Here is a 24,575-nt window from a genome sequence, read left to right as displayed (position 1 = left end):
TCTAAAGAATTAAATTCAAAAAGAAATTACATAGTAGGCGTTCCACTAATCTTTGGTATAATTCGTCTCTTACTTATTTTGCTCATTGCACTTTTTTATTTTCCTCACTATTTCAACTGAACTTTCTGTAATAATACATATTTCAAATAAATTATTTCCTTTCACTCATACTTTTATCATTGAGTTTTTATTCACAAATTCGTAACACATACATATGAGTTATCATGCTAAAATTAGTTTATTCACAAGAAGAAGTTATTCTTAATAAATCAATAATTTTTAATACCCTGTTTAAAGCCTTGCCCCCCTGCAAGGCTTTTTCCTATTTAACTAGAGTAGTAGTTTTCGTTATGCTTCTCTCCCCCCCTTGTTCCTTACCCTACAAATAATACTGCATGTTTATTTTAATTTTTCAGCATCCGTACTCGCTCTGTTCGAGAGCTCTTTACCAAATATTCAATCTAATGATAAAATTGACCAAATTAATATTTTCGTCCATAACTGTATCAAAAAGTACACTAAAGAAAAATAGCACTCTCACGATTAAGTAAACGCGAGCTTTTTCTTCTATCTACTTACTATTTAAGGTTAATAGTTTAGTAACAAGATTTAAAAATTCGACTTAAATTCATTGATGAATGGAGAGGTTTATATGAAATTAAAAGACAAAGTAGCAATCATAACTGGTGGTGCAAGTGGAATTGGCGAATCTACTGTTCGTCTTTTTATCGAAGAAGGTGCAAAAGTAGTTATTGCTGACTTTTCTGAACGTGGAAAAGAACTATCAGATGAATTGAATGCACATGGATACAATACGTTATTTATTAAAACCGATGTAACAAAAGAGGCAGATATTAAACAGCTAATTCATGAGACAGTAAGTACATACGGTAATTTAGATATTATGTATGCCAATGCCGGCGTTGCTGATGATGCACCGGCAAACGAATTATCCTATGAAAAGTGGAAAAGAACTATTGATATTAATTTGTCTGGGGTATTCCTTTCTGATAAATATTCGATTGAACAATTTCTTAAACAAGGTACAGGTGGTGTCATCGTTAACGCTGGTTCGATTCATAGTTTTGTTTCATTACCTACCCCAACAGCATACTCCTCTGCAAAAGGTGGTGTGAAACTATTAACTCAAAATTTATGTACTGCCTACGCTAAATATGGAATACGTATTAATGCGGTGTGCCCTGGTTATATTGACACCCCTTTACTAGGTAGTGTTAATCCTCAACAGAAAGAATATTTAGCTTCACTTCATCCACAAGGCAGACTTGGAACACCAGAAGAAGTCGCTAAAGCTGTCTTATTTTTAGCAAGTGATGATGCTAGTTTTGTTAACGGTACAACACTTCTTGTTGATGGAGGCTATACTGCACGTTAATTTTTAAATTTTGAAGCACCCTAAAAAATATATAGTCTTCAACAAGAAAAAGCGCCATCACAAGTGACGGCGCTTTTTCTATGTAAGAGCAACTAGAAGATATCCTTCTAGCCTACTCCCATTTATAAGTCCAAAACTGTTCAAGTTGCAGCCATTTTAATGTTGCTGCATCTTTGTTTTTTATTTTTGCATGCGTGTCTTCAAGCATTGCTTCTGTTTGTGAACGGTGCGCACCTAGTGCCGTTAATTTATGATCAAATACTTCACTAATGTTATTTACAACATCCGGTTCTCCTAATACTGCCTCACGATTTTTCGTAATCGCAACAGCATGGATAACTGGGCGCTCTTCTTTTGGCATACGTGATACAGCGCGAACGACAGCGCGGCCAAATGCATTATGATCTGGATGTACACCGTGCTCTGGATAAAATGTAATAATTCGAGATGGATTTACTTCTTGAATGATTGCTTCAATTTTGTCAGCAACGAAATCAACATCTTCAAATTCTAACGTTTTATCATGGAAGCCAAGCATTCTTAAATCTTTAATGCCCATCGCTTCACAAGCATCTTTCAATTCTTTCTCACGGATATTTGGGATCGTTTCACGGTTAGCGAATACGTTCTTACCCATGTTACGTCCCATTTGTCCTAGAGTACCACATGCATATGTTACAGGTACTCCTTGATCTGTTAATAAGCGAATTGTTCCTCCCGCAGCATATGCTTCATCATCTGGATGCGGAAATACAACAAGTACATGTCTCTCCATAAGTTTCCCTCCTTCTTACTTAAATGGTGTTAAGCTTAACTCAAGTGCAACTGCTAGACGACCTAAATTATCATGTCCAGCTAGTAATAAACGCTCTTGACCATCTACTTCCCAGTGCGTAATACCTTCAGCATATACCCAACCATGATCCATTTTTAGACCAACTCGGTATGGATTTGTTCCAGTTATCTTCCCGCGTTCAAAACGGATAATTGCATTTCGAATGAAAGCACCAACTGTCATCATCTTTTCATTTATGTGTGATGCATACGCTCCGTTTGTCGTTTCTAAATGAATATATACATCTTTATTTACAAAACGTTCAATTTCATTTTGAATAAGAGAACTATCTTTTACTATTTCCATCGGAATTCACCTCTTTAAACCATTTTACGCAAAAATAATGTAAATTGCTATCTCTATATTAGAGGACAACGCTCACTTTTCCTAATAATTTGCACTGTGTTTTTTATATTTTTTATATGATATGTAAAAAATACATTTTTTCCTTCACTTTGTTAAATAGTTTTCTTTCTTTTTTGAATTTGCTACAATATATTTTATCCCGTATTATTGCAGCGAGATACATTTCGACAATTGAATACATAATTTAAAGAAGGTGACATGATTGGAACAGTCAGCACATGAAGTAGCAAATTGGCAATATTATTTTGCAATTGCCGTATTTTTAATCACGTACGGATTTATTATTTCTGAGAAATTGAATCGTGCTGTAATCGCACTATTCGGTGCTGCTATTATGATTATTTTTGGAGTTGTAGATTTACATACTGCTTTCACATCACATATTCAATGGGAAACGATTACCCTTTTAATTGGGATGATGATTCTCGTACATATTACGAGTCAATCAGGCGTCTTTGAATTTGTGGCCATTAAAGCGGCAAAAGCAGCTGGCGGAAAACCGATTCGCATTTTATTATTACTATCCCTATTAACTGCTGTCGGATCAGCATTTTTGGACAATGTAACGACTGTTTTATTAATCGTTCCTGTTACATTATCCATTACACGTATTTTAAAAGTAAATCCTGTGCCTTATTTGATTTCAGAAGTGCTGTTTTCAAATATAGGCGGAACAGCAACATTAATCGGTGATCCACCTAATATTATGATTGGATCAGCAAACAAGCATTTAGACTTTAACGCCTTTTTACTTAACTTAGCTCCAATCGTAATTATTATTTCTATTGTGACACTTGGCATTATTTACTTCATGTACCGTAACAAACTAAAAACAACACCTGAACAAATCGAAAAACTAATGGCATTAAACGAAAAAGATTACATTAAAGATCAAAGCCTCCTTTTAAAATCTATTTCGATTTTAGGACTAACTATTTTAGGCTTCGTACTTCATTCGATTATTCATGTAGACGCTGCTGTTATCGCGATGACAGGCGCTACACTTCTTATGTTAATCGGCGTGAAAGAACATGATATTGAAGATGTATTTGCCCACGTTGAATGGGTAACCATTTTCTTCTTCGCCGGACTATTTGTTCTCGTTGGCGGGTTAATTGATATCGGACTTATCTCTTCACTTGCAAAAGAAGTAATCGGCGTAACAAACGGTGACATCAGATTCGCAGCTATACTGATTTTATGGGTATCTGGCATCGCATCTGCGACAATCGACAACATCCCATTTGTCGCTACGATGATTCCTCTTATTCAAGACTTAGCTACAGGACTCGGACTATCTGTCGATTCTCCGCAAATCGAAGTACTATGGTGGGCGTTATCTCTTGGAGCTTGCTTAGGAGGAAATGGAACGCTAATCGGAGCATCTGCAAACGTAGTCGTTGCTGGTATTGCAAAACGTGAAGGACATGCTTTCTCTTATATGGACTTCTTAAAAATTGGTTTACCATTAACTATTGTTGCACTCTTGTTATCACATGCTTATATATATTTACGTTATTTAATGTAAAAGTTGTATTGCATGAAATTATATCGTCAAATCCAAAAGGTTTGCAGCATCGTGCTGCAAACCTTTTTTCATCACCAAAATATACCGATAATTGCTAACCCACCTAAAATCATACCACCAATTTGTCCGACAATTGTTGGTGATAATTGAACACCTTTTCTCACTTCAACAACTGGTCTTTCGTGCCTTAGTTGTTGCACTTCGCTTTGCAGTTGATGTACACTTCCGTGTAACTCTTTAATTAGTTCCTTTAATTCAGCGACCTCTTCATTTACTGGTTTTGCTTTTTCTAAATTCATTTTACATAACTCCTTATAAATTCAATCAGTTCACTGTAAATTTTCGCCAATTATCATTATATCTCCTGCATACTACATATATAATATTGAATGTATTCGCTAATCTTGCAACCCTATCCATTCATCCCGCAATATCCCCATAATGATACGATCAAAACACTTCCCATCTCTTTGAACCGCTTCTCTCATACACCCTTCCATCTGAAAACCTATCTTTTTATACAACGCAATGGCTGCTTTATTATAAGAAATCACATCCAGACCGACGCGGTGTAAATTCAATTCATAGAAAGCATATTTTAAGATAAGATGGATTGCTTCTCTTCCATATCCCTTTCCTCTATCATTTGCATCTCCTATACCAATGGCTAATAAACCCGTTCTGTTATTCCACTCTATGCCATGAATTGCAACAAAACCAATTAAGCGATCATCTTGAACTGTCCTTAACATGAAAGAAACACTATTCGATCTCCGTCCCTTTAATAGCCCATCACTTGCTATTTCTTGTATCGATTGCGGGAATGCTATATCTGTATCTACATTCCTTAAATACTCACTATCTTCTTGCCACATAGCCATTACTTCAGCATCTGCTTCTCTAATAGCTGATAATTTAATCGTTTTATTTTGAAAAAGATTCATTGTCATTTCAAACTCCCCCTTTTTTAATAACAGGGATAATTATTAGCCTATTTATCCCCTTATTCTATAAACTGCTTTATACACGGGATACTTACAATAAGCGCTGACATTGGCACATCTCCTCTACACGAAATTAACTTCATTGTATAATTTTTCGTTTATTCTAACAATAATAAAAAGCCCTCCAAATTTAGAGGGCCTTTCCTAATAGCGAAACTATATTATTTCGTAAACATTTTCTCCGCTTCATCCATTGCCATTTTGTTACCTAAAGCAGAATAGTCAAGCCATGGTTGGTCATTAATAATGTATACGTGCTTACCTTTAACAGCTTTTAAGTCTTTCCAAATTGGTGTTTCTTGAAGTTGTTTAAATGCAGCTTTCGCTTTATCATCTCTATTAACGACAACGAAAATAGCATCTGCATCAAAGTCAGGTAATACTTCTTGTGAAATGACTTCGAAAGGACGGTTTCCATCAATTTTCTCTACACCATTTGCAGGTTGTAATCCTAAGTCTTGGAATAAAATTGGTCCCATCGGTCTTTTTGTACTAAATACACGTAATTCTTTTGCAGTAACGCGAATTGCCATTACTTTTTCGTTATTACCTAGCTCTTTATCTATTAAACTTTTTACTCGTTTTGATTGCTCTTCGTAATCTTGAATATATTTATCTGCTTCTTTCTCACGGTTTACAAGTTTACCAACTTGTTTTAAATGATCTCTCCACGTACCTTCATCTAAATTGAAAGAATGTGTTTTTGCAATTTTTTCGTATTTCGCTACATCTTTACCAGCATATTTTTCATCAACATAAATGTCCGTTGGCTTTAATTGAAGTAACGCTTCCATATTCGGATCTGTTACAACACCAAGCTTCTTCGTATCTTTCAACTTCTCTTTAGCGTGCGGTAAGAAATCTTTTAAATCTCCACCAATAACAGAACCTACTGGTGTAATTCCTAATGCAAGTAAATTATTTGTTAAATGAATGGACATAGAGGCGATTTTTGGATCATTACTTTTTTCCGTTTTTTTCGTTGCCTCTTCATTAGCTTTCGTTTGACCACATGCTGCTAATACTAAAATACACATCATGCTAAATAAAATAATAAGTTTCTTTTTCATATGTTCTCCTCTTTGAAGTATTTATTTTGTTTTTGTAAGTAAATAAAGAAAATACGGTGCTCCTAATGCCGCCACTACTACACCAGCTGGAATAGAGTTTGGCTCAAATATAGAACGACCTATCGTATCTGCTAGCACTAAAATAATCATTCCGATAATGCCAGCTAAAGGAAGAAAGTCTTGATATGTAGTACCTACTAACTTCCTTGCGATATGCGGAGCAACTAAACCGATAAAACCAATTCCTCCTGCCATCGATACACTCGCGCAAGATAATCCAACCGCTGTAGCTAAAAGTAGTAACCGTTCTTTTTGAACAGAAACACCAAGCCCTGCTGCTACACTATCACCTAGTGACAATGCATTTAACGTTTTAGATTTTATCCATGTATACGGGGTTAGTATGAAAATCCAAGGTAATAATGCAAGGACATGAATCCAATCCCTTCCCCACACGTTACCAACTAACCATCTAGAAGCGAATGTATACGTCTCATCATTTAACTTGAGAGAGAAAAATAACGAAATCGCACTAAATCCAGCTGAAACAGCAATACCAACGAGAATAAGTCTAATAGGAAGTAAACCTTTTGACCGATCACTCGCCAGTATAATAATTAAAAATGCAGCTAGTACTCCCCCGCCAAATGTAAATAACGGTATTAAAATCGATGCATTCTCATTAATAGAATGAAAGAAAGTAACGAATATAATTAGCCCGAAAGATGCACCTGCATGTAATCCTAAAATACCAGGGTCTGCAAGTGCATTACGTGATAACCCTTGCAAAATCGCACCGGAAATCCCAAGGCCAATACCGGCTAACATTGTGATTATTATTCTTGGCATACGATAATCATATAGCACGGTCTCGCTCTCAAAATCACCATAACCGAAAAGCGTTTGAATTACTTTGAGCGGTGCAATGCTCAGTGTCCCTGTATTTAAACTAATTAAAATGACAGCGATACTAATACAACCAAAAATTGTAGTTACAGTAATGGCTCTCTTTTTATCTGTGTTCAAAAGATCCTTCACTTACAACTCCCTCCCAACTTTACGTGCTATATAGAGGAAGAACGGAACTCCAACAAGAGCTACCATAATCCCTATCGCAAGTTCCTTAGGAGGATTTACTGTTCTTGCCCCTAAATCAGCTACAACTAATAACATAGCTCCTAATAATGCTGACATAGGAATAATGAGTCTATAATTCACACCAACTAATTTTCTAGCAATATGCGGGATAACTAGTCCTACAAACCCAATAGAGCCAACAGCTGAAACAGATACACCTGCAAGAATGACTACTATAATCATCCCTAGTATTCTCGTTCGGTTCGTTTTTACTCCTAAATTTGTAGCAACATCATCCCCCATTGATATGAGTGAAATAGATCGCCCTAACACTATTGCAAAAATAATCGTTATAAGAATAATAGGGACTAAAAATTTCAAGTGTTCCCACTTAACCCCTGCAACACCACCAGCATACCAAAACGCTAAATCCTGGCTTAAATCATAATAAATCGCAACACCTGAACTTAATGAATGTAAAAGCGCTGCCATAACCGCTCCAGCAATCGTTAACCTCATTGGTGTTAACCCGCCTGATGTTGCTGATCCAATAACAAAAATAAGTACTGTACTTAAGACTGCTCCAATAAAGGAAACAATCATTAAATAGGAATACGGCATATGCGGAAAAAAAGCAAAACTAAGTGCTACTACAAACATCGCTCCTGCATTTATGCCAAGTACACCTGCATCAGCTAAAGGATTTCGTGTTACACCTTGCATAACAGCACCAGCAACCGCAAAAGCTGCCCCTACAACTGCTGCTCCAATTACTCTCGGGAGCCTTAATTCATAAATAATTTGGTGCTGTGTTAATTTCGGATCGTAATCCAAAACCGCTACCCACACCGTTTGTAAATGAATATCTTTTGCACCAAATGAAATGGCTAAAAATATAGATCCAATTAAACATAAAATTGTTAAGCTCATGAAACATATGAACTTAATATGTATCCAGCGGTTATTACCAGCATGTACAGTAGACTTATGTAACATGTTTCATTTCATCCTTTATATTCAGTTGTTTTTTATAATTATTTTTTATTTGTAATTATTATTGATAATAATTATCATTTTCATTTAGATATTATATCCCCACTTTTTTTAAATAGCAAACTATTTTTTTACTTTTCTACAATATTAAAATACTCATTACAATTCCCTTCTAAAACTTACAAATACATGCAAAATAGACTACTGGATTATTTTTTAAATCGTAGTATAATTATTGATTATTTTGATTTTTCCAATAAAAAAACATCGAAGGTGACACAATGTTCTATATAAAACAACTACTACATTTCACTTACGAACAAGCATTATCTTGCTTATTCCCAGTCATTATTTTCTTAACACTAGCCCTTTCAAAAATTGTTTCAATCCCAGAGTTATACCGCTATGATTTCATACTCATCGTATGCCTTCTTATGCAGTGGATTATGTACAAGACGGGTCTTGAAACAAAAGACGAACTAAAAGTAATTACCATCTTCCACCTCATCGGCCTTTTACTAGAAATATATAAAGTACATTTCGGTTCATGGAGTTATCCCGAAGAGGCATATTCGAAGGTTTTTGGAGTTCCGCTTTACAGCGGTTTTATGTATGCGAGTGTCGCGAGTTACATATGTCAAGCGTGGAGAAGGTTGCATTTAAAAATGCATCATTGGCCGAAAGCTATTTTTGCCGTGCCGTTAGGAGCTATGATTTACTTCAATTTTTTCACACACCACTTTACATACGATTTTAGATGGATATTAACTTTACTACTATTCATTGTTTTCTCTCGCACATTTGTACAATTTTCATTACAAGGCGTTACATATAAAATGCCACTCGTTCTCTCCTTTTTCCTTATCGGATTTTTCATTTGGATTGCAGAGAACATCGCAACATTTTTCGGAGCATGGCAATATCCAAATCAACGGGAAGCATGGAGTCTCGTTCACTTAAGCAAAATTAGTTCATGGTTTTTACTCGTTGTTATTAGCATTATGATTGTCACGCAGCTCAAACATTTGAAGGAATCAAAAAGATAATGCTGATTATGTAAAAACAGTTAGCCCATCACTCATTAGAGAGTGATGAGCTAACTGTTTTTAGTAATATTTTTTAAACCGTCCTTATCAAGGGAGTTATAATTTACAAGATTATAAGCAATTACACATTATGAACTGCTACTAGCAGAAGATGTTGCTACAGATGAAGCGGCAATCGTTGCCATCATGGCTGCCTGTTGTGCTTGTATGAGGACTTCTATCATTGTTTGTAAACCTGTGTTAGTAGCTTTACTTTCCTCACCTTTCTGACTTACGAACAGTTGAATAGCAATAAGAATAGTTGTATCTGTATGCCAACGGAACAATTTATCCCCCTGCAATTTTTCAATAAATGCTCGAATAGAATGAATCTCTTTTTCTCCGTCCTCGAGTAACGCTAGTAGCCCGATAGCTGGGTAATGCATCTGTTTTACTTTTACCTTTTCTTGCTTTAACAAATTCCATATATTTGTACATTTTGCAACTAATAGTTCTTCCCTGACATCCTTCTTTAGTGAAAGAATATGACTCAAAAATTGAAGATCATTCCCTTTACGCAAACCAGCTGTCGCTAGTTTCTGGTAAAGACGTTCCACTCGGTCCATAAGTGTTTCTACATGCTCTGATTGTCCTGCTAATAAAACTGCGAGCGGATAATCATTTGTACTTGTAAGAAAGAGGTGATCCTTTTTCATGCGTTTATATACTTGCATCGAACGCTGAATGTGCGCGCCATGCTGTTCATTTTCTTCTGTTAAAAGCACAGCTGCTGCGAGATAAGTAAATATACTCCGGCTAAAGCCACCAGTGACCAATTGTTCATATAAATCTAAAAACTTCCGAAAAGCTTCCTTGTAATCTGTAAAGTGAATATCTAATGTTGCGGCCACTACAAAACGATGATAAGACTTTAAGTATGAAAACATCCCTACCTGATTCTTAATATAACTACTAATTTCTAAAAAACGTCCGAGATCAAACAATTTATCACTACCTGCATACATAGCAGCAATCATCATTCCTGTTCGAGAATCACTCGTTTTCCATTTTAGTTCTCCCTTTAACTGTACATATGTATGTTTATATTGCTCCAACTTTTGCTCTAATGTAATCATAGTATTCACCCCTATTTCTAGTTCTTCTCTATTATTATACGTATATTCCATATTTAGGAATACTATAATTAATAATCACACCATAAAAATTATAAAATTCTCTTATCCTTCTTCATCAGCACCACGATGATAATCCCTAATCCTTCAAGAAGTTATACAAAAAAGGTAGATAATAATTTATCTACCTTTTTTGTATATATTATTTAACATTACAACTGTATTGCTTGTTTTATATGCAATTAAGACTAAAGAGCTTTAATAATACGTTCCATCGCTTTCATTTGCCCAATATGATCAGCTTCATGATAAAGCATCATACCGTAAAGCTCCCCTACTGTTTCCAATCCTAGGAATGGCTCTGGTAGTTTATTTTCAAATGCTTCTGCTGGAATTTCGTTAATACGTTTTGCTTGTTCTTTTAATTGAGCCGTTAACACTTCTAACGATGGTCCTTCTGTTTTCCATTTAGATGGTCGTGATCCATACCCAAACATACCTGGATATTCAGTTGGTAATTGTTTGAATTCTTTTCCAAACATGAAAACTTCTGCTGCTGTTAACACGTGACCGATATGCCAACGAATTGTATTGTTAAAACCCTCTGGCTGCGTATCCGCAGTTTTATCATCTAACGTTTCCATAAATTTAAGTAACGCCCCGCGCGTTATTTCAAATTGTTTTAAACCCACTAGTCTGTTCATTTTATCGTTCCCCTTCTTGATGTACAATTTATTATGAACTAATAATGTTCAACTTATTAAAGTTTCACCTTGTTTAATCTATCAGAAACAAATAAGAAATACATCTAATATGCTTATTAAAAATAATAAACAGGTTCACTCCTCGTAAATATAGAATTACTTACTATGTAAATAAAAGAGGAGTGTACTTGCATGTTACATATTTTAAAACAGCAATATAATCTTATTAGCTCTACAAGAGAAACTCTATTCACATTTTTAGAAGAAATCCCATTAGAAAAATTACATAGCACTGTTCCGAATTTCGGGAGCGGTAGCATTATAAAGACACATATTCATGTAGCCGATTGCTATCGATACTGGCTTGGGTCATTCGCATTCAAGCAAAAAAGAGCAGATTTTTCATTTGCTAGCGATTACGAAATTGAGCATGCAGATGTCGCGAAAGTCCGTGCTAGATTTAAATTAGTAGATGAGACTGTACAAAGTTTTTTAAATGAATACAATGATCGTTGGCTTGAAAACATAGCAAATGAAGTGAAATGGCAAAGAGAACCTTGGAGCACAACTCCGCTATGGCTTTTAACTCATACAGAGACTCATGAGTTTCATCATAAAGGACAAATTGTATCAATGGCTCGTCACCTTGGATACAATCCTCCTGATACAGACCTTAGTTAATTCAATGGTCCATGATTACAGAAAAAATTAGAATGAATACAAAACGAGCATGTTTTGAAATCCAATCAAAACATGCTCTTAAAATATTCTATCTTACAATCTCCATATCCTCATCAATACCAAATAGTCTCCGCATAATTATAAGCATCACTATTTGGTATTGCATGTTTCCCCTGTGCTTGCGCCTTTCTTGGATCTAAGTCATATACCATTGGCGTATAGCATGATGTTTGCCCTTTATTTACAACACCATTTCCTCCAGCGCTTCCACAAGTGTATGCCTTTCCATCTGTTTTTCTAACAATCCTTGCATCAGCTTCGTTATTATAAACTGCCAGGCGAGTTACAGTAACTTTTGCCCACGCTGTCTTACACGTCGTGCTAAATTTTAATTCCACATAAGAATTTGAATCAATCCACTTCTTTTCTTTCGTTACTGCGGATTGATCACAGCTGTTATAATAAGGACTTTTCCCATCATATGAATGGTCTTCTGCGTATGCTTTATCGCTATTAGTCGTGCTAAACATACTAGTTACAACGAGTAAAGATAGCAATAAACATGCACTCGTCTTTTTTAAAAGTTTCATATCATTTCACTCCTTTATTAATAACGTGCTGTTTTCCCGTAACCATTATTAATCGTCACCGCTTCGGCATCAGCTGTATAACCAAAATCAGCAGTTAAATCAAACACCATTCCTGTATACGTACTCGTTTGTCCTGTTTTAATTGCCCCATTGCCACTATTAGAGTCTACTGATTTTTGGAATACACCATTTTTATATTTATTAATAACAGCGTAAGCATATACCCCTCCAGAAACAGAAGGAGCTGGTTGATCTAAAACAAGCTTAGACCACGCTGCATGACATTTATTACTGTAACGTAAATACACTGTCCCTACTTTTTTACTACCTTCATAAACTGCTGTAGACTTTGCATTAAATCCATCTGCATCACACGTTGTACTTCCCCCGTATACTTTCGTTGTTGCTGGATTTTTCCCGTCATAATAACTACTTAAATCAGTAGCTGCAAATGTACTTCCTTGAAAACTAAATAATACACCTATACTTGCCGCACTTAACACGCATACTTTCATTAACTTTTTAAACATTTTAAATTCCTCCTCACAATAAGTACGTATACTAAAGACAAGCTATACTGCTATGTAAGTCCTCCTTTCACGCTTCCTAGAGGCATCTTACAGAAACGAATAAACGTTGTAAATTCCCTTATGATTATTGGAATATACGAAGAATTTTACTTATCCTTGTAAGAAAAAAAGTTGAGAAATACACATTTTATAGCATTCTATATTTAAAACATAAAAGAACCAATACTTGTTATATTCAAGCATCGGTTCTTTATACAAAATTGCCATTTTTTCTTTTATATAAAATAAATATTTCTCCACTTAATCCGTTACAAAAAACTCCCTCGTTACATCAATAAATTGTCGCAGTGGCACTGTCATCCATTTGTCTTTATGCCAAGCGATTTGCGTATAAATCGGAGAGATTGTATTTTCTAAATGTAACTCTTTTATCGTCCCCTCTCGTATATCTTTTTCTACTACTATTGCTGGTAAAACGGCTATGCCTAAATCTGCAATAACACATTGTTTAATTGCTTCAACACTAACAAACTCAATTTTATTTGCTGGATATACATCTTCCCAGCGAAATAGCTCTTCAAATAAAGTCCGATACGAGCAGCCTAATTCTGTTAGTAAAAGTGTTTCACTCTCTAAATCTTTTATAGAAACTGAAGGTTGTTCAAGTAAACGATGCGTAGGAGCAGCTACTACTTTTAATTCTTCTTTCATAAGTGGTTCCACATGTAAAACATCTTCTGTTTTACATTCGTCCAAAATAAATGCAAGATCTACTTTCCCCTCCATCAATTGTTCCTTCGCATCTTTATTGGAATGTGCTGGTTTAAATATAAGTTTTATTTTTGGGAATTTTATTTTAAACCGCTTTAATATAGAAGGCAGTCTGTATGTACATTGACTTTCTTGTGCACCAATTATTAACGTACCTGCTATTTCTTCATCATCTTTCACAGCCATTTTCGCTTCGTTACTGAGTGCAATCATCTTGTCGGCATATAGTTGAAACTTCCTACCTGCTTCAGTTAAGAAAAGACGTTTTCCTAATCTTTCAAATAACGGTGTACCGAGCTCAGCTTCTAACGTTTTAATTTGCGCTGTCACGCTCGATTGAGCAAAGTTTAATTTCTTCGCAGTTTGTGTAAAGTTCAAAGTATGTGCCGCTACTTTAAATGTAATTAACTGTTTTATTTCCATTTATCATCCCTCTTTTCAATCGATATTTCCGATTGATTCCATCGAAATAATCCTCTTTGTCTATTGATATTTGTATTGTATGATAAAGAACATCTATAAACAATATAAATGGAGGTATTCCATATGAAAGCACTTTGTTTCGAAACATTCGGAGACGCTAATGTTCTACACTATAAAGAAATACACGATCCAATCATAAGTCCAAATGAAATTCTTGTCCGCACGAAAGCAATCGGATTAAACTTCGCTGATATTTATAGACGCCGCGGCGATTATCATCTTGCTGGCAATCCGCCTTATGTATTAGGTTATGAAGGAGCTGGAATTGTTGAAAAAGTAGGAGCTGACGTTACTACTATCAACCTAGGAGACCGTATTGCATTTGCGGACGTCCCATTTGCAAATGCAGAACTAGTTGCCGTTCCATCTGAAAAAGTAATCCCACTACCAGATTCTATTTCTTTTGAAACAGCCGCTTCTGTCTTATTACAAGGATTAACTGCACATTATTTAACGCACGATAGCTATCAACTAAAACAAGGTGATATAGCTTTAGTACACGCTGCAGCTGGTGGCGTCGGTCAACTTCTTATTCAAATGATTAAACTACAGGGCGGAACAGTAATTGGTCTTACATCATCAAAAGAAAAAGCAAAGATAGCTACATTAGCTGGTGCCGATCACGTATTTTTATATAACGAAGAATGGCATACGAAAGTACTTGAAATGACTAATGGAACTGGAGTAAATCTTGTATATGAATCAGTAGGTTCTACATTAGAGGAAAGTTTTAACGCTACTAAAATTGGCGGTACTGTCGTATTTTACGGAATGGCTGGTGGTAATCCTGCTCCAGTTGATCCACGTATGCTTATGGATACTTCAAAAACTTTAACTGGCGGAGACCTTTGGAACGTTCTTACCACTTATGAAGAACGTAAAAAACGATCTACTCAATTATTCGATTGGATCGCAACTGGAAAATTAAACATTTCAAATCCTACTACATTCTCTTTACAAGACGGTGCTCTTGCTCATGAATTATTAGAGAGCCGTAAAAGCACAGGGAAGATTTTATTAATCCCATAATTCACAAAATGAAAAGGAAGCTAGATTTCTCTACCTTCCTTTTCTTATTTCTATTTGAGATTTAATTATATTTCCACACTTTCTTTCCCTTTTGCAACATAACTCATATCTCCAACCGACTCGACTGTATATGTTCCATCTTGATATACAATCTTCGTCACACTAGCATTTTCCACCCCAAGTTTTGTTTTGCTACTGTCTAACATTTCTATTAAGGTAGTAATCAAAAGCCCATGAACGACAACTAAAACGTTACCGCCACCATTTCCAGCAGCTTCTTCACTAATTTTATCTATCTCAGCTTTTATACGAGTAGAAAATAATTCCCAATCTTCCGCCTGTTTTGTAGGATCTGCTACTCTAATAAGATTAATCACTTCTTGAATAGAAAACTTCATAAGTTCTTCTGGTGATGCAACGCCTGCAGCTTTTCCAACCACATCCCACATATTCTCAAGTTTTTCACCTTCAAAAATACCGAAATTTAATTCTCGCAAATCTTTTCTTTGCTCAAGTTTTAATTTTGATTGCTCACTATATTTTAATACTAAATTAGCAGTTTCAATCGCTCGGCCGCTATCACTACTATACGCATTCATAAAATGAATATCTTTTAATCCTGTTCCTAAATTTGTGGCAACTTCAACACCTTTTTCTACTAATGGAGAATCAGCCCAACCTTGCGCGCGATGATTCGTATTTAATATTGTTTTACCGTGTCTTGTAACATATAACGTAACTGCATTCTCATTGCTATCTGTTTCTCGCTTATTCATTTCATTCTCTCCCTTTACGTTTCTATATCAATTTTACCACCTCAATTATTCATTGAGCAAAATATACGTCAGTAGATCCGCTTAATAAAAAAAGCTATCTTTCTGTATATCCATACAAAAAGATAGCATCTTTTATGATTACATTTCTTAACCGTTACTCCTACTCAGCAAAAGCACTCGAATATTGTACAATTCCTTCTACACCTCGAAGAGAATTTTCTGTTAATTCCATTATCATAAATACCTCTTCAGGCACTTCAAACGGTGCTTTTATATTCCACTCACTTGCTTTCTTAAAACCAAATTTCGGGTAGTACTCTGGATGTCCCAATACTACAACTGATCCGTATCCACGTTCTTTCGCTTTTTCTAATGCAGCTACAATCAGGTTTCCACCAATTCCTTTTTTCTGATGACCCCTAGCAACTGAAACTGGTGCAAGTGCTAACGATTCTACAGAAGTTCCATCTTGTTCTATTGTAATTTTCGATAACATAATGTGACCAACTATATCTTCATCTACCGCAACAATTGATAACTCTGGAACAAACGCGTCACATTCTCTAATACGTTTTACAAGTTCATGTTCTGTTTTATCACTAAATTCTTCCTTTAAAAATGCTTCTTTTATGACTTCTTCTGTTTTTCTATAATCATTTTTTTGTTCTTGTCTAATCGTTACCATTTTAACTTATCCTCTATTCTTTCTTATTTCTTTTTGAATTTTACGCAGTGCTTTTTTCGATCCGCGCTCAATATCGTGTTGCATTTTTCTTTCTTTATAATCAACAAATAGTGTATTTAAATCGTATCCTTCTGGATATAACTCCTTCGCTGCTACTTCTAAAGTAATACGTTTTACATTTACTTCAACGAATTCACCGTTATAATATACAACAACGTTATAAAAATTATCTTTTTCCTTATAGATGATACCAAAATCATCATGATCCAATAAATTCACACGATCGCCGATTTTGTACTCATAATGAGATTCTCTTTTTTCTTGTACAAATTTCGGTTTTCTAATTTTACTTTCATTCACTTTTTCTAAAGCGTACTCTTTATTTCCCATATACTCTTTCGCTCTTTTCAGTACATGTTCTTTTACGCTCATTTTATTCGCAATCCAAAGTGCATTACTTTCTCCTGATTTTCCGATAACTAATTTATAAAGCGGCTCTAGCGTTTCACTATTAAACTGCATCGCTGCATTCATAAAGTCATCATGCATTTCTGAGAATCGTTTAATTTCTCCGTAATGCGTACTCGCAACGGTAATACATCCCGCAAAGTACAACTCTTCTAAAATAGAAATTGCAAGTGCTGCACCTTCATTTGGTTCTGTACCGCTCCCTATTTCATCAAATAAAAGTAACGTATTATTATTTGACATCCTCATAATCTCAGACAGATTTTTCATATGAGACGAAAATGTACTTAGTGCATTTTCAATACTTTGATTATCACCAATATCTACGAATACATTTTCGAAAATAGCGATTTCTGTACCTTTATCTCCTGCAATATGAAGACCTGACATTGTAGCTAATGTTAACAATCCAATCGTTTTTAACACAATTGTCTTTCCGCCCGCATTCGGCCCTGTAATAATTAAACTACGATACTCTTGACCAATTTTAAAATGTAACGGTACAACTTGCCCTGTTAAAAGCGGATGCTTACAATTCACTAAATGAATGTAGCCATGATCGTTTAACTTCGGTTCTATTCCATCAATCGATTTACTAAACTTCGCTTTCGCAAATACCATATCATACTGACTAATTAGCTCCATGTTAATCTTTATATTATAAATGTTTTCTAACACCATTCCTGATAAAGTCGCTAAAATCTGATACTCTTCAACCGCTTCTTCTGCTTTCAAACCTGCTAATTCTGCATTCAATTTCGTAACCGTATGCGGTTCTATAAATACAGTAGAACCTTTTGCCGAGGCTTCAATAATACTTCCAGCAACTTGATTTTTATAGGAAGATTTAATTGGAATCGTATAACGGTCATCCTTTTTACTAATAAAGAATTCCTGAATGAATTTCTTATTTGCACTACTATTTAAAAACTTCGTTAAACGTTCTTTTATTTTCCCATCTACAGAATCGATATTATTTCGAATTCGTTTTAACTCTTTACTTGCAGCTACATCAATACTATTTCCTTTAATTGAAAAGTTAATTTCCTCTTCAATACTTTTATATTCAGTCATTGAATTTGCATAAGAAGCTAATACTGGTGCAAAAAATTCTTTATCTAACATAAACTTTTTAATCTTTCTACACCCACGTAAAAAGTCTGAAACACTTACTAATTCTTCTGGATCTAAAATCATCCCTTTTTCTAATTTTTGAATTGTACTAGCAATATTAGAAATGCCGAAGAAAGGAACATGCCCTTCTGCATCTAATATAGCTCGTGCTTCTGTCGTTTCATTCAAGCGATTTCTCACTACTTTTATACTCGTACTCGGCTCTAATTTGTTTACTAATTCCTTACCTAATCCACTTACACAATAAGATTTCACTATATCCTTTAATTCGTTATATTGTAACTTTTCAAAAGTCATCGTATTCATTTTGTTTCTCCTCACTATGATTGATTTTTATCATAAATGAAGATACCTACTCATTAGATTCCAATGAGCTCTACATTATTTAATTACCATTTTTATACATTAAAAATATATACAAAAAAGCTGCGGGGATACCGCAGCTTTTACATTTACAAGGCATGTGTAATAACGTATGAGGAAATAAGCCATAAAAATAGATGGCAGTCCCTTATTACACGCTTTATAAAGTATTGTAGGTATCTTCATAGGTTTTGAAATAAATGCATGACAAAATTAGGGGTATGATGTACATAAAAATCCCCTGGTCTTATCCGATTTATTTCATTAAATTTTTCCTATTTAATACCTACCGCACTCACAAAAAGCACCTCTCATTAATTTATATTATAGTCATTGAAATCTAATTTATTGAAATCATCATACTATATGTTACGTGAGAAGTAAAGGTGTCATACTTTAGTAGTACGTAACTATAGATTTCAATATTGCTTAAATTAGGTCTATATTCACTGAAGAGAAATTATAAGAAGCGCCTCCGCTATTGCGAATGTCATTTACTTCCCCTAATACATTTAATAATTATGACAAGCAATGATAGGAGGTTTACTATATGAGTGAAGAATATAATATTTTACATGGACCTGCTCTGGAACCAAATTTAATCGGTCCCACACTACCATCAATTCCACCATTTACATTCCCCACCGGACCTACTGGAATCACAGGACCTACCGGCGCGACAGGTTTTACCGGAATTGGAATAACTGGTCCTACCGGGGTTACAGGTCCTACCGGAATCGGAATAACTGGTCCTACCGGGGTTACAGGTCCTACCGGAATCGGAATAACTGGTCCTACTGGGGTTACAGGTCCTACCGGAATCGGAATAACTGGTCCTACTGGGGTTACAGGTTCTACCGGAATCGGAATAACTGGTCCTACTGGCGCAACCGGTTTAGGGATTCTTCCCATATTTGGAGCAATAACTTCTGAAGTAGGAATCGGTTTTTCAGCAGTAGTTAATACAAATATTAATTTTACCATTCCAGGACCTGCTAGTGGAACTACCCTAAATCCATTAAATAATTCTATTACAATTGATACCACTGGCGTGTACTCTGTATCCTTTTCAATTGTATTTGTAATACAAACTATATCGTCTAGTATATTAAATCTTACAATAAACGATTCCATTCAATTCGCAATTGAAACGCGAGTTGGTGGTGCTTCTGGGGTGAGAGCTACATCCGCCAGAACTGATTTACTACCTTTAAATCAAGGGGACGTTCTTCGAGTACGAATAAGAGAAGCCACGGGTGACATTATATATTCCAATGCCTCTCTTGTTGTTATAAAGGTCGACTAACTCTTTTATTACAATAAAGATTCAGGAAAAATAAAGTGAAACTTTAATAAGCCCTCACCAATCGGACTGACCACAAATAGCGGGATAAATATGCACAATATAAAAAGAAGAGGTAGACTTATGTTTCAGTCTACCTCTTCTTTTTCATCACCAAATTACTGCTGAACATATATGGAAACTGATCCTCCACTTACTTGGAATTGTCCCCAACCATCCTTATTAATTGTTACAGTATTTGTTTGATTACCCGTAATATCGTACCATACTTCCCCTGCGTTATTCTTCCCAACATCCATCCACTTTGACCCTCCTGGTCCATCAGAGATTAATGTTGCTAAACCAGAATTAGCATGTACACTATCACCTTCTCTTGTCCAGCCAATTACATCTGGATGATCAAAATAATCCCGCTGCGTACCATATGCAAAGTTTTTTCGTGCCGTCAAAATCGGATCAATTTTGTCCTTTAACGCTGGAATTTCATAGTTACTATTTCCTTTTGTACCATAGTAATCACCATAGAAAACAGAAGGATATCCCTCTGCACGCGTTAAAATAAATGCATATGCCAACGGTTTGAACCAAGGGCTCACTACAGATTCCAATGACTGACCAGGCTGTGAATCATGATTTTCAACTAGAGTAACCGCAAGTGTAGGATGATTCGCAACTACCGTTCCTTTTAAAATATTTCTCATATCATAATTCCCATTTCCTGTTGAAGCATAGTGAAAATTATAATGAAGTGGTGCATCGAACACAGATTGATTATAATTGACCTTCGCTAAATAATTATTTAAAGTCTGGATATCATTTTGCCAATATTCAGCTACTGTAAACATTTCTTTCCCCGTTTGCTGTCTAACATGATTTACCCAATCGCGCAAATATTCATGATCAATATGTTTAACAGCATCTAAACGAAAGCCATCTAAATTTAATTCCTTCGCATACCACGTTCCCCATTTTTTCATTTCATTCGCAACATCTGGATGATCAAAATCAAGATCCGCGTACATCAAATAATCATAATTCCCATTCTCGCTAGACACTTCCCAGTCCCACGCTTTACCTATGCCCCTAAATTTATAAATTCGGTTTAATTTCTTTCCTTCATCCCAATCTGTTCCGTCAAAATGATACCATTTCCATTTGAAATTAGAATAAGAATCTCCACGCCCTGGAAAGTTAAACCCTGTCCACGCACTAATTTCATAATCACCTGATACTTCAACATTTCGATTGCTCGGGTCTACTTCAACTGCTGTGACAGTTTCCGTATAATCAGCCCCACCTTTATGATTCATAACTACATCACCGTATACATCGATGTTTTTCTTATGTAAAGCGTCAATTGCAGACTTCAATTGTGCTTTCGTCCCATATTTCGTCCGCACTGTTCCCTTTTGATTGAATTCCCCCAAATCATATAAATCATATGCTCCATATCCTACGTCATTTTGCGTAGTTCCTTTATATGCAGGTGGTATCCAAACAGATGTAATTCCCTTTTGCGCTAAATTTTCAGCATCAGTACGCAAACGATTCCAATGATTCCCATCATTCGGAGCATACCACTCAAAATACTGCATTAACGTTCCATTGTTAACTGTATCTGCATATGCTTTACTCCCCTCATATATACTAGGTAAAAACAAAACAACTGACAATCCGACTATTGTTATTCTTTTAAACATCTGTACACCATCCCCTTCTAAGAAAGCGTTTGCATAGTTTATCAGAATTATTATAATATTCGTCCCACCGTTAGTAAAGTAGCAATCTCTCACTCTCCCACATTATTTTTAATCTCACTTCAAATATTCAACGTAGTTTTAATTTCACATCCTATTCAAGATTGTTTACAATTTACCTATAAAAACATAACGGAGGGATTTCTATGACAGACTTTCAAAAACAATTTTTCGCACGATTACATATAGAAGAAAAAGACACAGTTTCATTTGAAGATTTATCTAACATTATGTACGCAATGGCACAAACTGTTCCTTTTGAAAACTTAAATATTCTCGAAAAGAATTTTAAAGAAATATCAAAAGAAAATTTGAAAGAGAAAATTTTAGTAAATAACCGTGGCGGTCTTTGTTATGAACTCAATCCTACTATGTATTACTTCCTGAAAGATTTTGGATTCGATGTTCATCTCGTTTCAGGAACAGTTTATAACGCTGCAAACTCCATATGGGCTGTTGATTCTGGCCATATCGCAACCGTTTTAACACATCATAATGAACTTTATTTAATTGAAGTAGGATTCGGATCATACTTACCTCTTACCCCTGTCCCTTTCTCAGGTGAAGTCATTCACTCTGTTACAGGAGATTATCGTATTCGTAAAGAAATGACCGAAAAGGGAAACTACATTTTAGAGATGCGGAAAAACAATGAGTTCTCGGATCAATCTTCTGCTGATGATTGGACGTTAGGCTATGCATTTTATATAGAAGAAGTGGATGAAGAAAAAGCAAATACAGCACAAAAAATTATCGTTGAACATGAAGGGTCACCCTTTAATAAACTACCTCTTATTGTAAAACTAACTGAAGATGGGCATGCCTCTTTAACGAAAGATAGCCTTACAGTAGCGAAAAATGGTAAAAAAACGAAAGAAACCGTTACAGACATGCAATTTACAAACCTTTTACATTCAAAATTTGGAATTACACTATAAGTATGTAAGCCTTGTTATTTTAGCAAGGCTTTTCAATTTTCAGCAGGGATTTTTTGCAATTTGTTGTATTTCATAGTTATATAGAAATATAACTACATGTTTAGAAAGGAAATGATTATGACAGAACTTAAAGATCGATTACAAGTAGCTGATATAGAAAAATGGGATTTAACAGACATTTACCATACAATTGAAGATTGGGAAAGTGATTTTCATAAAATTGAAGTATTAACGAAGGAATTACACGAGTTTAATGGCAATATTCACGATGGCAATAGTTTATTAGCTTATTTAACGAAGAGTGAAGAAATTTCTAGCATAATATCTTTAATGTTCGCTTATGCACGATTACAATCTGACCTTGATACACGCGATACTGACGCGCAGTCTCTTGTCGATAAAGTATCACAATTACACGTAAAAGTAAGTGCAGCTAAATCTTTCTTTTCCCCCTTCTTACTTAGCATAGACGAAAGCACATTACATTCTTACATAGAAGAAACAGAAGGCTTACAATATTATAAAGAAGACTTATTTGAATTATATCGTTATAAAAAACACGTATTGAATAAGGACCAAGAAGCAATTTTATCACAGATGGGTGAAGCTCTTTCTTCTCCACAGCACACATTTGGTATGTTAAACAATGCAGATATATTATTTGGTGAAGTGACGACTGACGATGGAGAAAAAGTGAACTTAACACGCGGAATGTATGCAAAGTTAATAGAAGATACGAATCGTGAAAAGCGTAAAGAAGCTTATAAAGCATATTACAAACCATATGTTCAGTTAAAGAATTCCATCGCATCTACTTTATCCGCTGCTATTAAAAATAATGTTACCGTTTCGAAGCTAAGAAACTATCCATCAGCGCTAGAGAAATCATTATTTGGCGATATGGTTCCGAAAGAAGTATATGAAAACCTTATTGATACAACGAAAAAAAACATTCAAACATTACATACATACAATGAAATTCGAAAAGAAAAATTAAACGTAGATGAACTAAGACAATACGACTTAGGCGTCGATTTAGTAGAAGGTGCAAAACAAGACATCCCATATAGTGAAGCATTTGACATTATGATTGCATCACTAGCTCCTTTAGGAGAAGAATATATTGAGACATTAAAAAGTTTTAAAGATAAACGATATATAGACGTAAGAGAAACACCAGGAAAACGTTCTGGTGCTTATAACTTTGGTGTATATGGTGTTCATCCTTTCATTCTTTTAAATCATCACGATGATTTAAATAGCCTGTTCACTCTTACTCATGAATGCGGGCACGGTATGCATACGCACTATTCACATGGATACCAACCAAGAATTTCTGCACATTATTCTATCTTTGTGGCAGAAGTCGCTTCTACAGTAAATGAAGTGTTATTAATTCACTATTTATTAAAAGAAGCAAAAGAAACGAACGTGCGTAACCATTTAGTTGACCATTTTATTGAAAAATTCAAAGGTACTTTCTTTACACAAATTATGTTTGCAGAATTTGAAAAAATCACACATGAAATGGCGGAACAAGGTAAACCATTAAATGCACAAGTCTTCAGTGAAATTTATGAAAAACTATTTAAAGAATATAACGGTGATTCACTTGTATTTGATGAAGAAGTAAAATACGGATGGGCTAGAATCCCTCATTTCTACCGCCCGTTTTACGTATACAAATATGCAACTGGATTCGCATCTGCCATTCAAATCGCTGATAAACTATTAAGCGGTGATCCGAATGCTCAGAAAAATTATATTGAATTCCTGAAAGGTGGAAGTTCTGATTATCCACTAAACCTATTGAAAAAAGCTGGTGTTGATTTAACTACGCCAGAACCGATTGAAAGTGCATTGAAACAATTCACTCAACTTGTTGAGGAGTTTTCAGCATTATAAAAAGCATGCAGAGTATATGCTCTGCATGCTT

24 protein-coding genes are annotated in these 24,575 nt (G+C 35.1%); 8 read left to right on the top strand and 16 right to left on the bottom strand.

Going from position 1 to position 24,575, the window contains the following annotated elements; translation table 11 throughout:
- Positions 1 to 652: 652 nt before the first annotated feature.
- Positions 653 to 1,396, top strand: coding sequence for an SDR family NAD(P)-dependent oxidoreductase (locus MRP26_RS17770; protein ID WP_098680002.1), 744 nt, complete (start codon positions 653 to 655; stop codon positions 1,394 to 1,396).
- 112 nt (positions 1,397 to 1,508) lie between these two features.
- Here the strand turns inward: MRP26_RS17770 and bshB2 are convergent, their stop codons facing one another.
- On the bottom strand, positions 1,509 to 2,171 hold the full coding sequence (gene bshB2 / locus MRP26_RS17765; RefSeq protein WP_000439487.1) for a bacillithiol biosynthesis deacetylase BshB2: 663 nt from the start codon (positions 2,169 to 2,171) through the stop codon (positions 1,509 to 1,511).
- Between the two features lie 15 nt (positions 2,172 to 2,186).
- Entirely contained in the window at positions 2,187 to 2,537 is a 351-nt protein-coding gene (locus MRP26_RS17760) for a YojF family protein (RefSeq protein WP_000407046.1), read from the bottom strand.
- Positions 2,538 to 2,799: 262 nt separating this feature from the next.
- On the opposite strand from MRP26_RS17760, the gene MRP26_RS17755 reads away from it, so the two are divergent.
- The gene (locus MRP26_RS17755) at positions 2,800 to 4,125 is read left to right on the top strand and encodes an ArsB/NhaD family transporter (protein ID WP_242806496.1); all 1,326 of its coding nucleotides are present in this window, start codon (positions 2,800 to 2,802) and stop codon (positions 4,123 to 4,125) included.
- A gap of 71 nt (positions 4,126 to 4,196) precedes the next feature.
- Here MRP26_RS17755 and MRP26_RS17750 read toward each other — a convergent pair whose 3' ends face one another.
- The 5 genes from MRP26_RS17750 to MRP26_RS17730 form a co-directional block, all read right to left on the bottom strand.
- Entirely contained in the window at positions 4,197 to 4,424 is a 228-nt protein-coding gene (locus tag MRP26_RS17750; protein ID WP_001047304.1) for a coiled-coil domain-containing protein, read from the bottom strand.
- A gap of 99 nt (positions 4,425 to 4,523) precedes the next feature.
- Positions 4,524 to 5,075 carry a GNAT family N-acetyltransferase gene (locus tag MRP26_RS17745; protein WP_242806494.1) on the bottom strand — a complete coding sequence of 184 codons (552 nt, stop codon included), beginning with the start codon at positions 5,073 to 5,075 and terminating at the stop codon, positions 4,524 to 4,526.
- Between the two features lie 215 nt (positions 5,076 to 5,290).
- Positions 5,291 to 6,199 carry an iron-hydroxamate ABC transporter substrate-binding protein gene (locus MRP26_RS17740; protein ID WP_098680001.1) on the bottom strand — a complete coding sequence of 303 codons (909 nt, stop codon included), beginning with the start codon at positions 6,197 to 6,199 and terminating at the stop codon, positions 5,291 to 5,293.
- A gap of 21 nt (positions 6,200 to 6,220) precedes the next feature.
- On the bottom strand, positions 6,221 to 7,237 hold the full coding sequence (locus MRP26_RS17735) for a FecCD family ABC transporter permease (RefSeq protein ID WP_182813178.1): 1,017 nt from the start codon (positions 7,235 to 7,237) through the stop codon (positions 6,221 to 6,223).
- A complete protein-coding gene (locus MRP26_RS17730) occupies positions 7,238 to 8,272 on the bottom strand; it encodes a FecCD family ABC transporter permease (protein ID WP_182813175.1) in 1,035 nt (344 codons plus the stop codon).
- Positions 8,273 to 8,550: 278 nt separating this feature from the next.
- Between MRP26_RS17730 and MRP26_RS17725 the strand changes: the two genes are divergently transcribed.
- Positions 8,551 to 9,315, top strand: a complete 765-nt coding sequence (locus MRP26_RS17725) for a DUF817 domain-containing protein (RefSeq protein ID WP_078401451.1) — start codon at positions 8,551 to 8,553, stop codon at positions 9,313 to 9,315.
- Positions 9,316 to 9,443: 128 nt separating this feature from the next.
- Here MRP26_RS17725 and MRP26_RS17720 read toward each other — a convergent pair whose 3' ends face one another.
- A complete protein-coding gene (locus MRP26_RS17720; RefSeq protein ID WP_002041575.1) occupies positions 9,444 to 10,481 on the bottom strand; it encodes a DUF4003 domain-containing protein in 1,038 nt (345 codons plus the stop codon).
- Positions 10,482 to 10,675: 194 nt separating this feature from the next.
- Positions 10,676 to 11,131 carry a DinB family protein gene (locus MRP26_RS17715; protein ID WP_001081119.1) on the bottom strand — a complete coding sequence of 152 codons (456 nt, stop codon included), beginning with the start codon at positions 11,129 to 11,131 and terminating at the stop codon, positions 10,676 to 10,678.
- Positions 11,132 to 11,323: 192 nt separating this feature from the next.
- On the opposite strand from MRP26_RS17715, the gene MRP26_RS17710 reads away from it, so the two are divergent.
- Positions 11,324 to 11,812, top strand: a complete 489-nt coding sequence (locus MRP26_RS17710; RefSeq protein ID WP_000902416.1) for a DinB family protein — start codon at positions 11,324 to 11,326, stop codon at positions 11,810 to 11,812.
- A 113-nt stretch (positions 11,813 to 11,925) separates the two neighbouring features.
- Here MRP26_RS17710 and MRP26_RS17705 read toward each other — a convergent pair whose 3' ends face one another.
- From MRP26_RS17705 to MRP26_RS17695, 3 genes are all read right to left on the bottom strand, one after another.
- On the bottom strand, positions 11,926 to 12,402 hold the full coding sequence (locus MRP26_RS17705; RefSeq protein ID WP_000771162.1) for a DUF2690 domain-containing protein: 477 nt from the start codon (positions 12,400 to 12,402) through the stop codon (positions 11,926 to 11,928).
- A gap of 17 nt (positions 12,403 to 12,419) precedes the next feature.
- Positions 12,420 to 12,932: a DUF2690 domain-containing protein gene (locus tag MRP26_RS17700; RefSeq protein WP_000473735.1), complete on the bottom strand. Its 513-nt coding sequence runs from the start codon at positions 12,930 to 12,932 to the stop codon at positions 12,420 to 12,422.
- 300 nt (positions 12,933 to 13,232) lie between these two features.
- Entirely contained in the window at positions 13,233 to 14,126 is an 894-nt protein-coding gene (locus tag MRP26_RS17695) for a LysR family transcriptional regulator (protein ID WP_000403896.1), read from the bottom strand.
- A gap of 123 nt (positions 14,127 to 14,249) precedes the next feature.
- Here MRP26_RS17695 and MRP26_RS17690 point away from each other — a divergent pair, with 123 nt between their 5' ends.
- Positions 14,250 to 15,215, top strand: coding sequence for a quinone oxidoreductase family protein (locus MRP26_RS17690; RefSeq protein WP_000645266.1), 966 nt, complete (start codon positions 14,250 to 14,252; stop codon positions 15,213 to 15,215).
- Between the two features lie 65 nt (positions 15,216 to 15,280).
- On the opposite strand, the gene MRP26_RS17685 is transcribed toward MRP26_RS17690, so the two are convergent.
- From MRP26_RS17685 to MRP26_RS17675, 3 genes are all read right to left on the bottom strand, one after another.
- A complete protein-coding gene (locus tag MRP26_RS17685; protein WP_001042044.1) occupies positions 15,281 to 15,991 on the bottom strand; it encodes a histidine phosphatase family protein in 711 nt (236 codons plus the stop codon).
- 160 nt (positions 15,992 to 16,151) lie between these two features.
- Positions 16,152 to 16,676, bottom strand: coding sequence for a GNAT family N-acetyltransferase (locus MRP26_RS17680; protein ID WP_075718569.1), 525 nt, complete (start codon positions 16,674 to 16,676; stop codon positions 16,152 to 16,154).
- 6 nt (positions 16,677 to 16,682) lie between these two features.
- A complete protein-coding gene (locus MRP26_RS17675) occupies positions 16,683 to 18,584 on the bottom strand; it encodes an endonuclease MutS2 (RefSeq protein ID WP_182813169.1) in 1,902 nt (633 codons plus the stop codon).
- A 607-nt stretch (positions 18,585 to 19,191) separates the two neighbouring features.
- On the opposite strand from MRP26_RS17675, the gene MRP26_RS17670 reads away from it, so the two are divergent.
- The gene (locus MRP26_RS17670; RefSeq protein WP_197241931.1) at positions 19,192 to 19,947 is read left to right on the top strand and encodes an exosporium leader peptide-containing protein; all 756 of its coding nucleotides are present in this window, start codon (positions 19,192 to 19,194) and stop codon (positions 19,945 to 19,947) included.
- Positions 19,948 to 20,102: 155 nt separating this feature from the next.
- On the opposite strand, the gene amyS is transcribed toward MRP26_RS17670, so the two are convergent.
- Complete coding sequence (amyS, locus tag MRP26_RS17665; RefSeq protein WP_071731248.1) at positions 20,103 to 21,644, bottom strand: alpha-amylase; 1,542 nt, start codon at positions 21,642 to 21,644, stop codon at positions 20,103 to 20,105.
- Between the two features lie 203 nt (positions 21,645 to 21,847).
- On the opposite strand from amyS, the gene MRP26_RS17660 reads away from it, so the two are divergent.
- A complete protein-coding gene (locus MRP26_RS17660; RefSeq protein WP_088024286.1) occupies positions 21,848 to 22,639 on the top strand; it encodes an arylamine N-acetyltransferase family protein in 792 nt (263 codons plus the stop codon).
- Positions 22,640 to 22,756: 117 nt separating this feature from the next.
- Positions 22,757 to 24,544 carry an oligoendopeptidase F gene (pepF, locus tag MRP26_RS17655; protein ID WP_182813163.1) on the top strand — a complete coding sequence of 596 codons (1,788 nt, stop codon included), beginning with the start codon at positions 22,757 to 22,759 and terminating at the stop codon, positions 24,542 to 24,544.
- Positions 24,545 to 24,575 lie beyond the last annotated feature (31 nt).

It is taken from the genome of Bacillus sp. CCB-MMP212, from assembly GCF_022748145.1.
GTDB lineage: Bacteria > Bacillota > Bacilli > Bacillales > Bacillaceae_G > Bacillus_A > Bacillus_A cereus.
The sequence above is the reverse complement of the archived record's forward strand: the minus strand, read 5'-3'. Positions and strand labels throughout refer to the sequence as shown.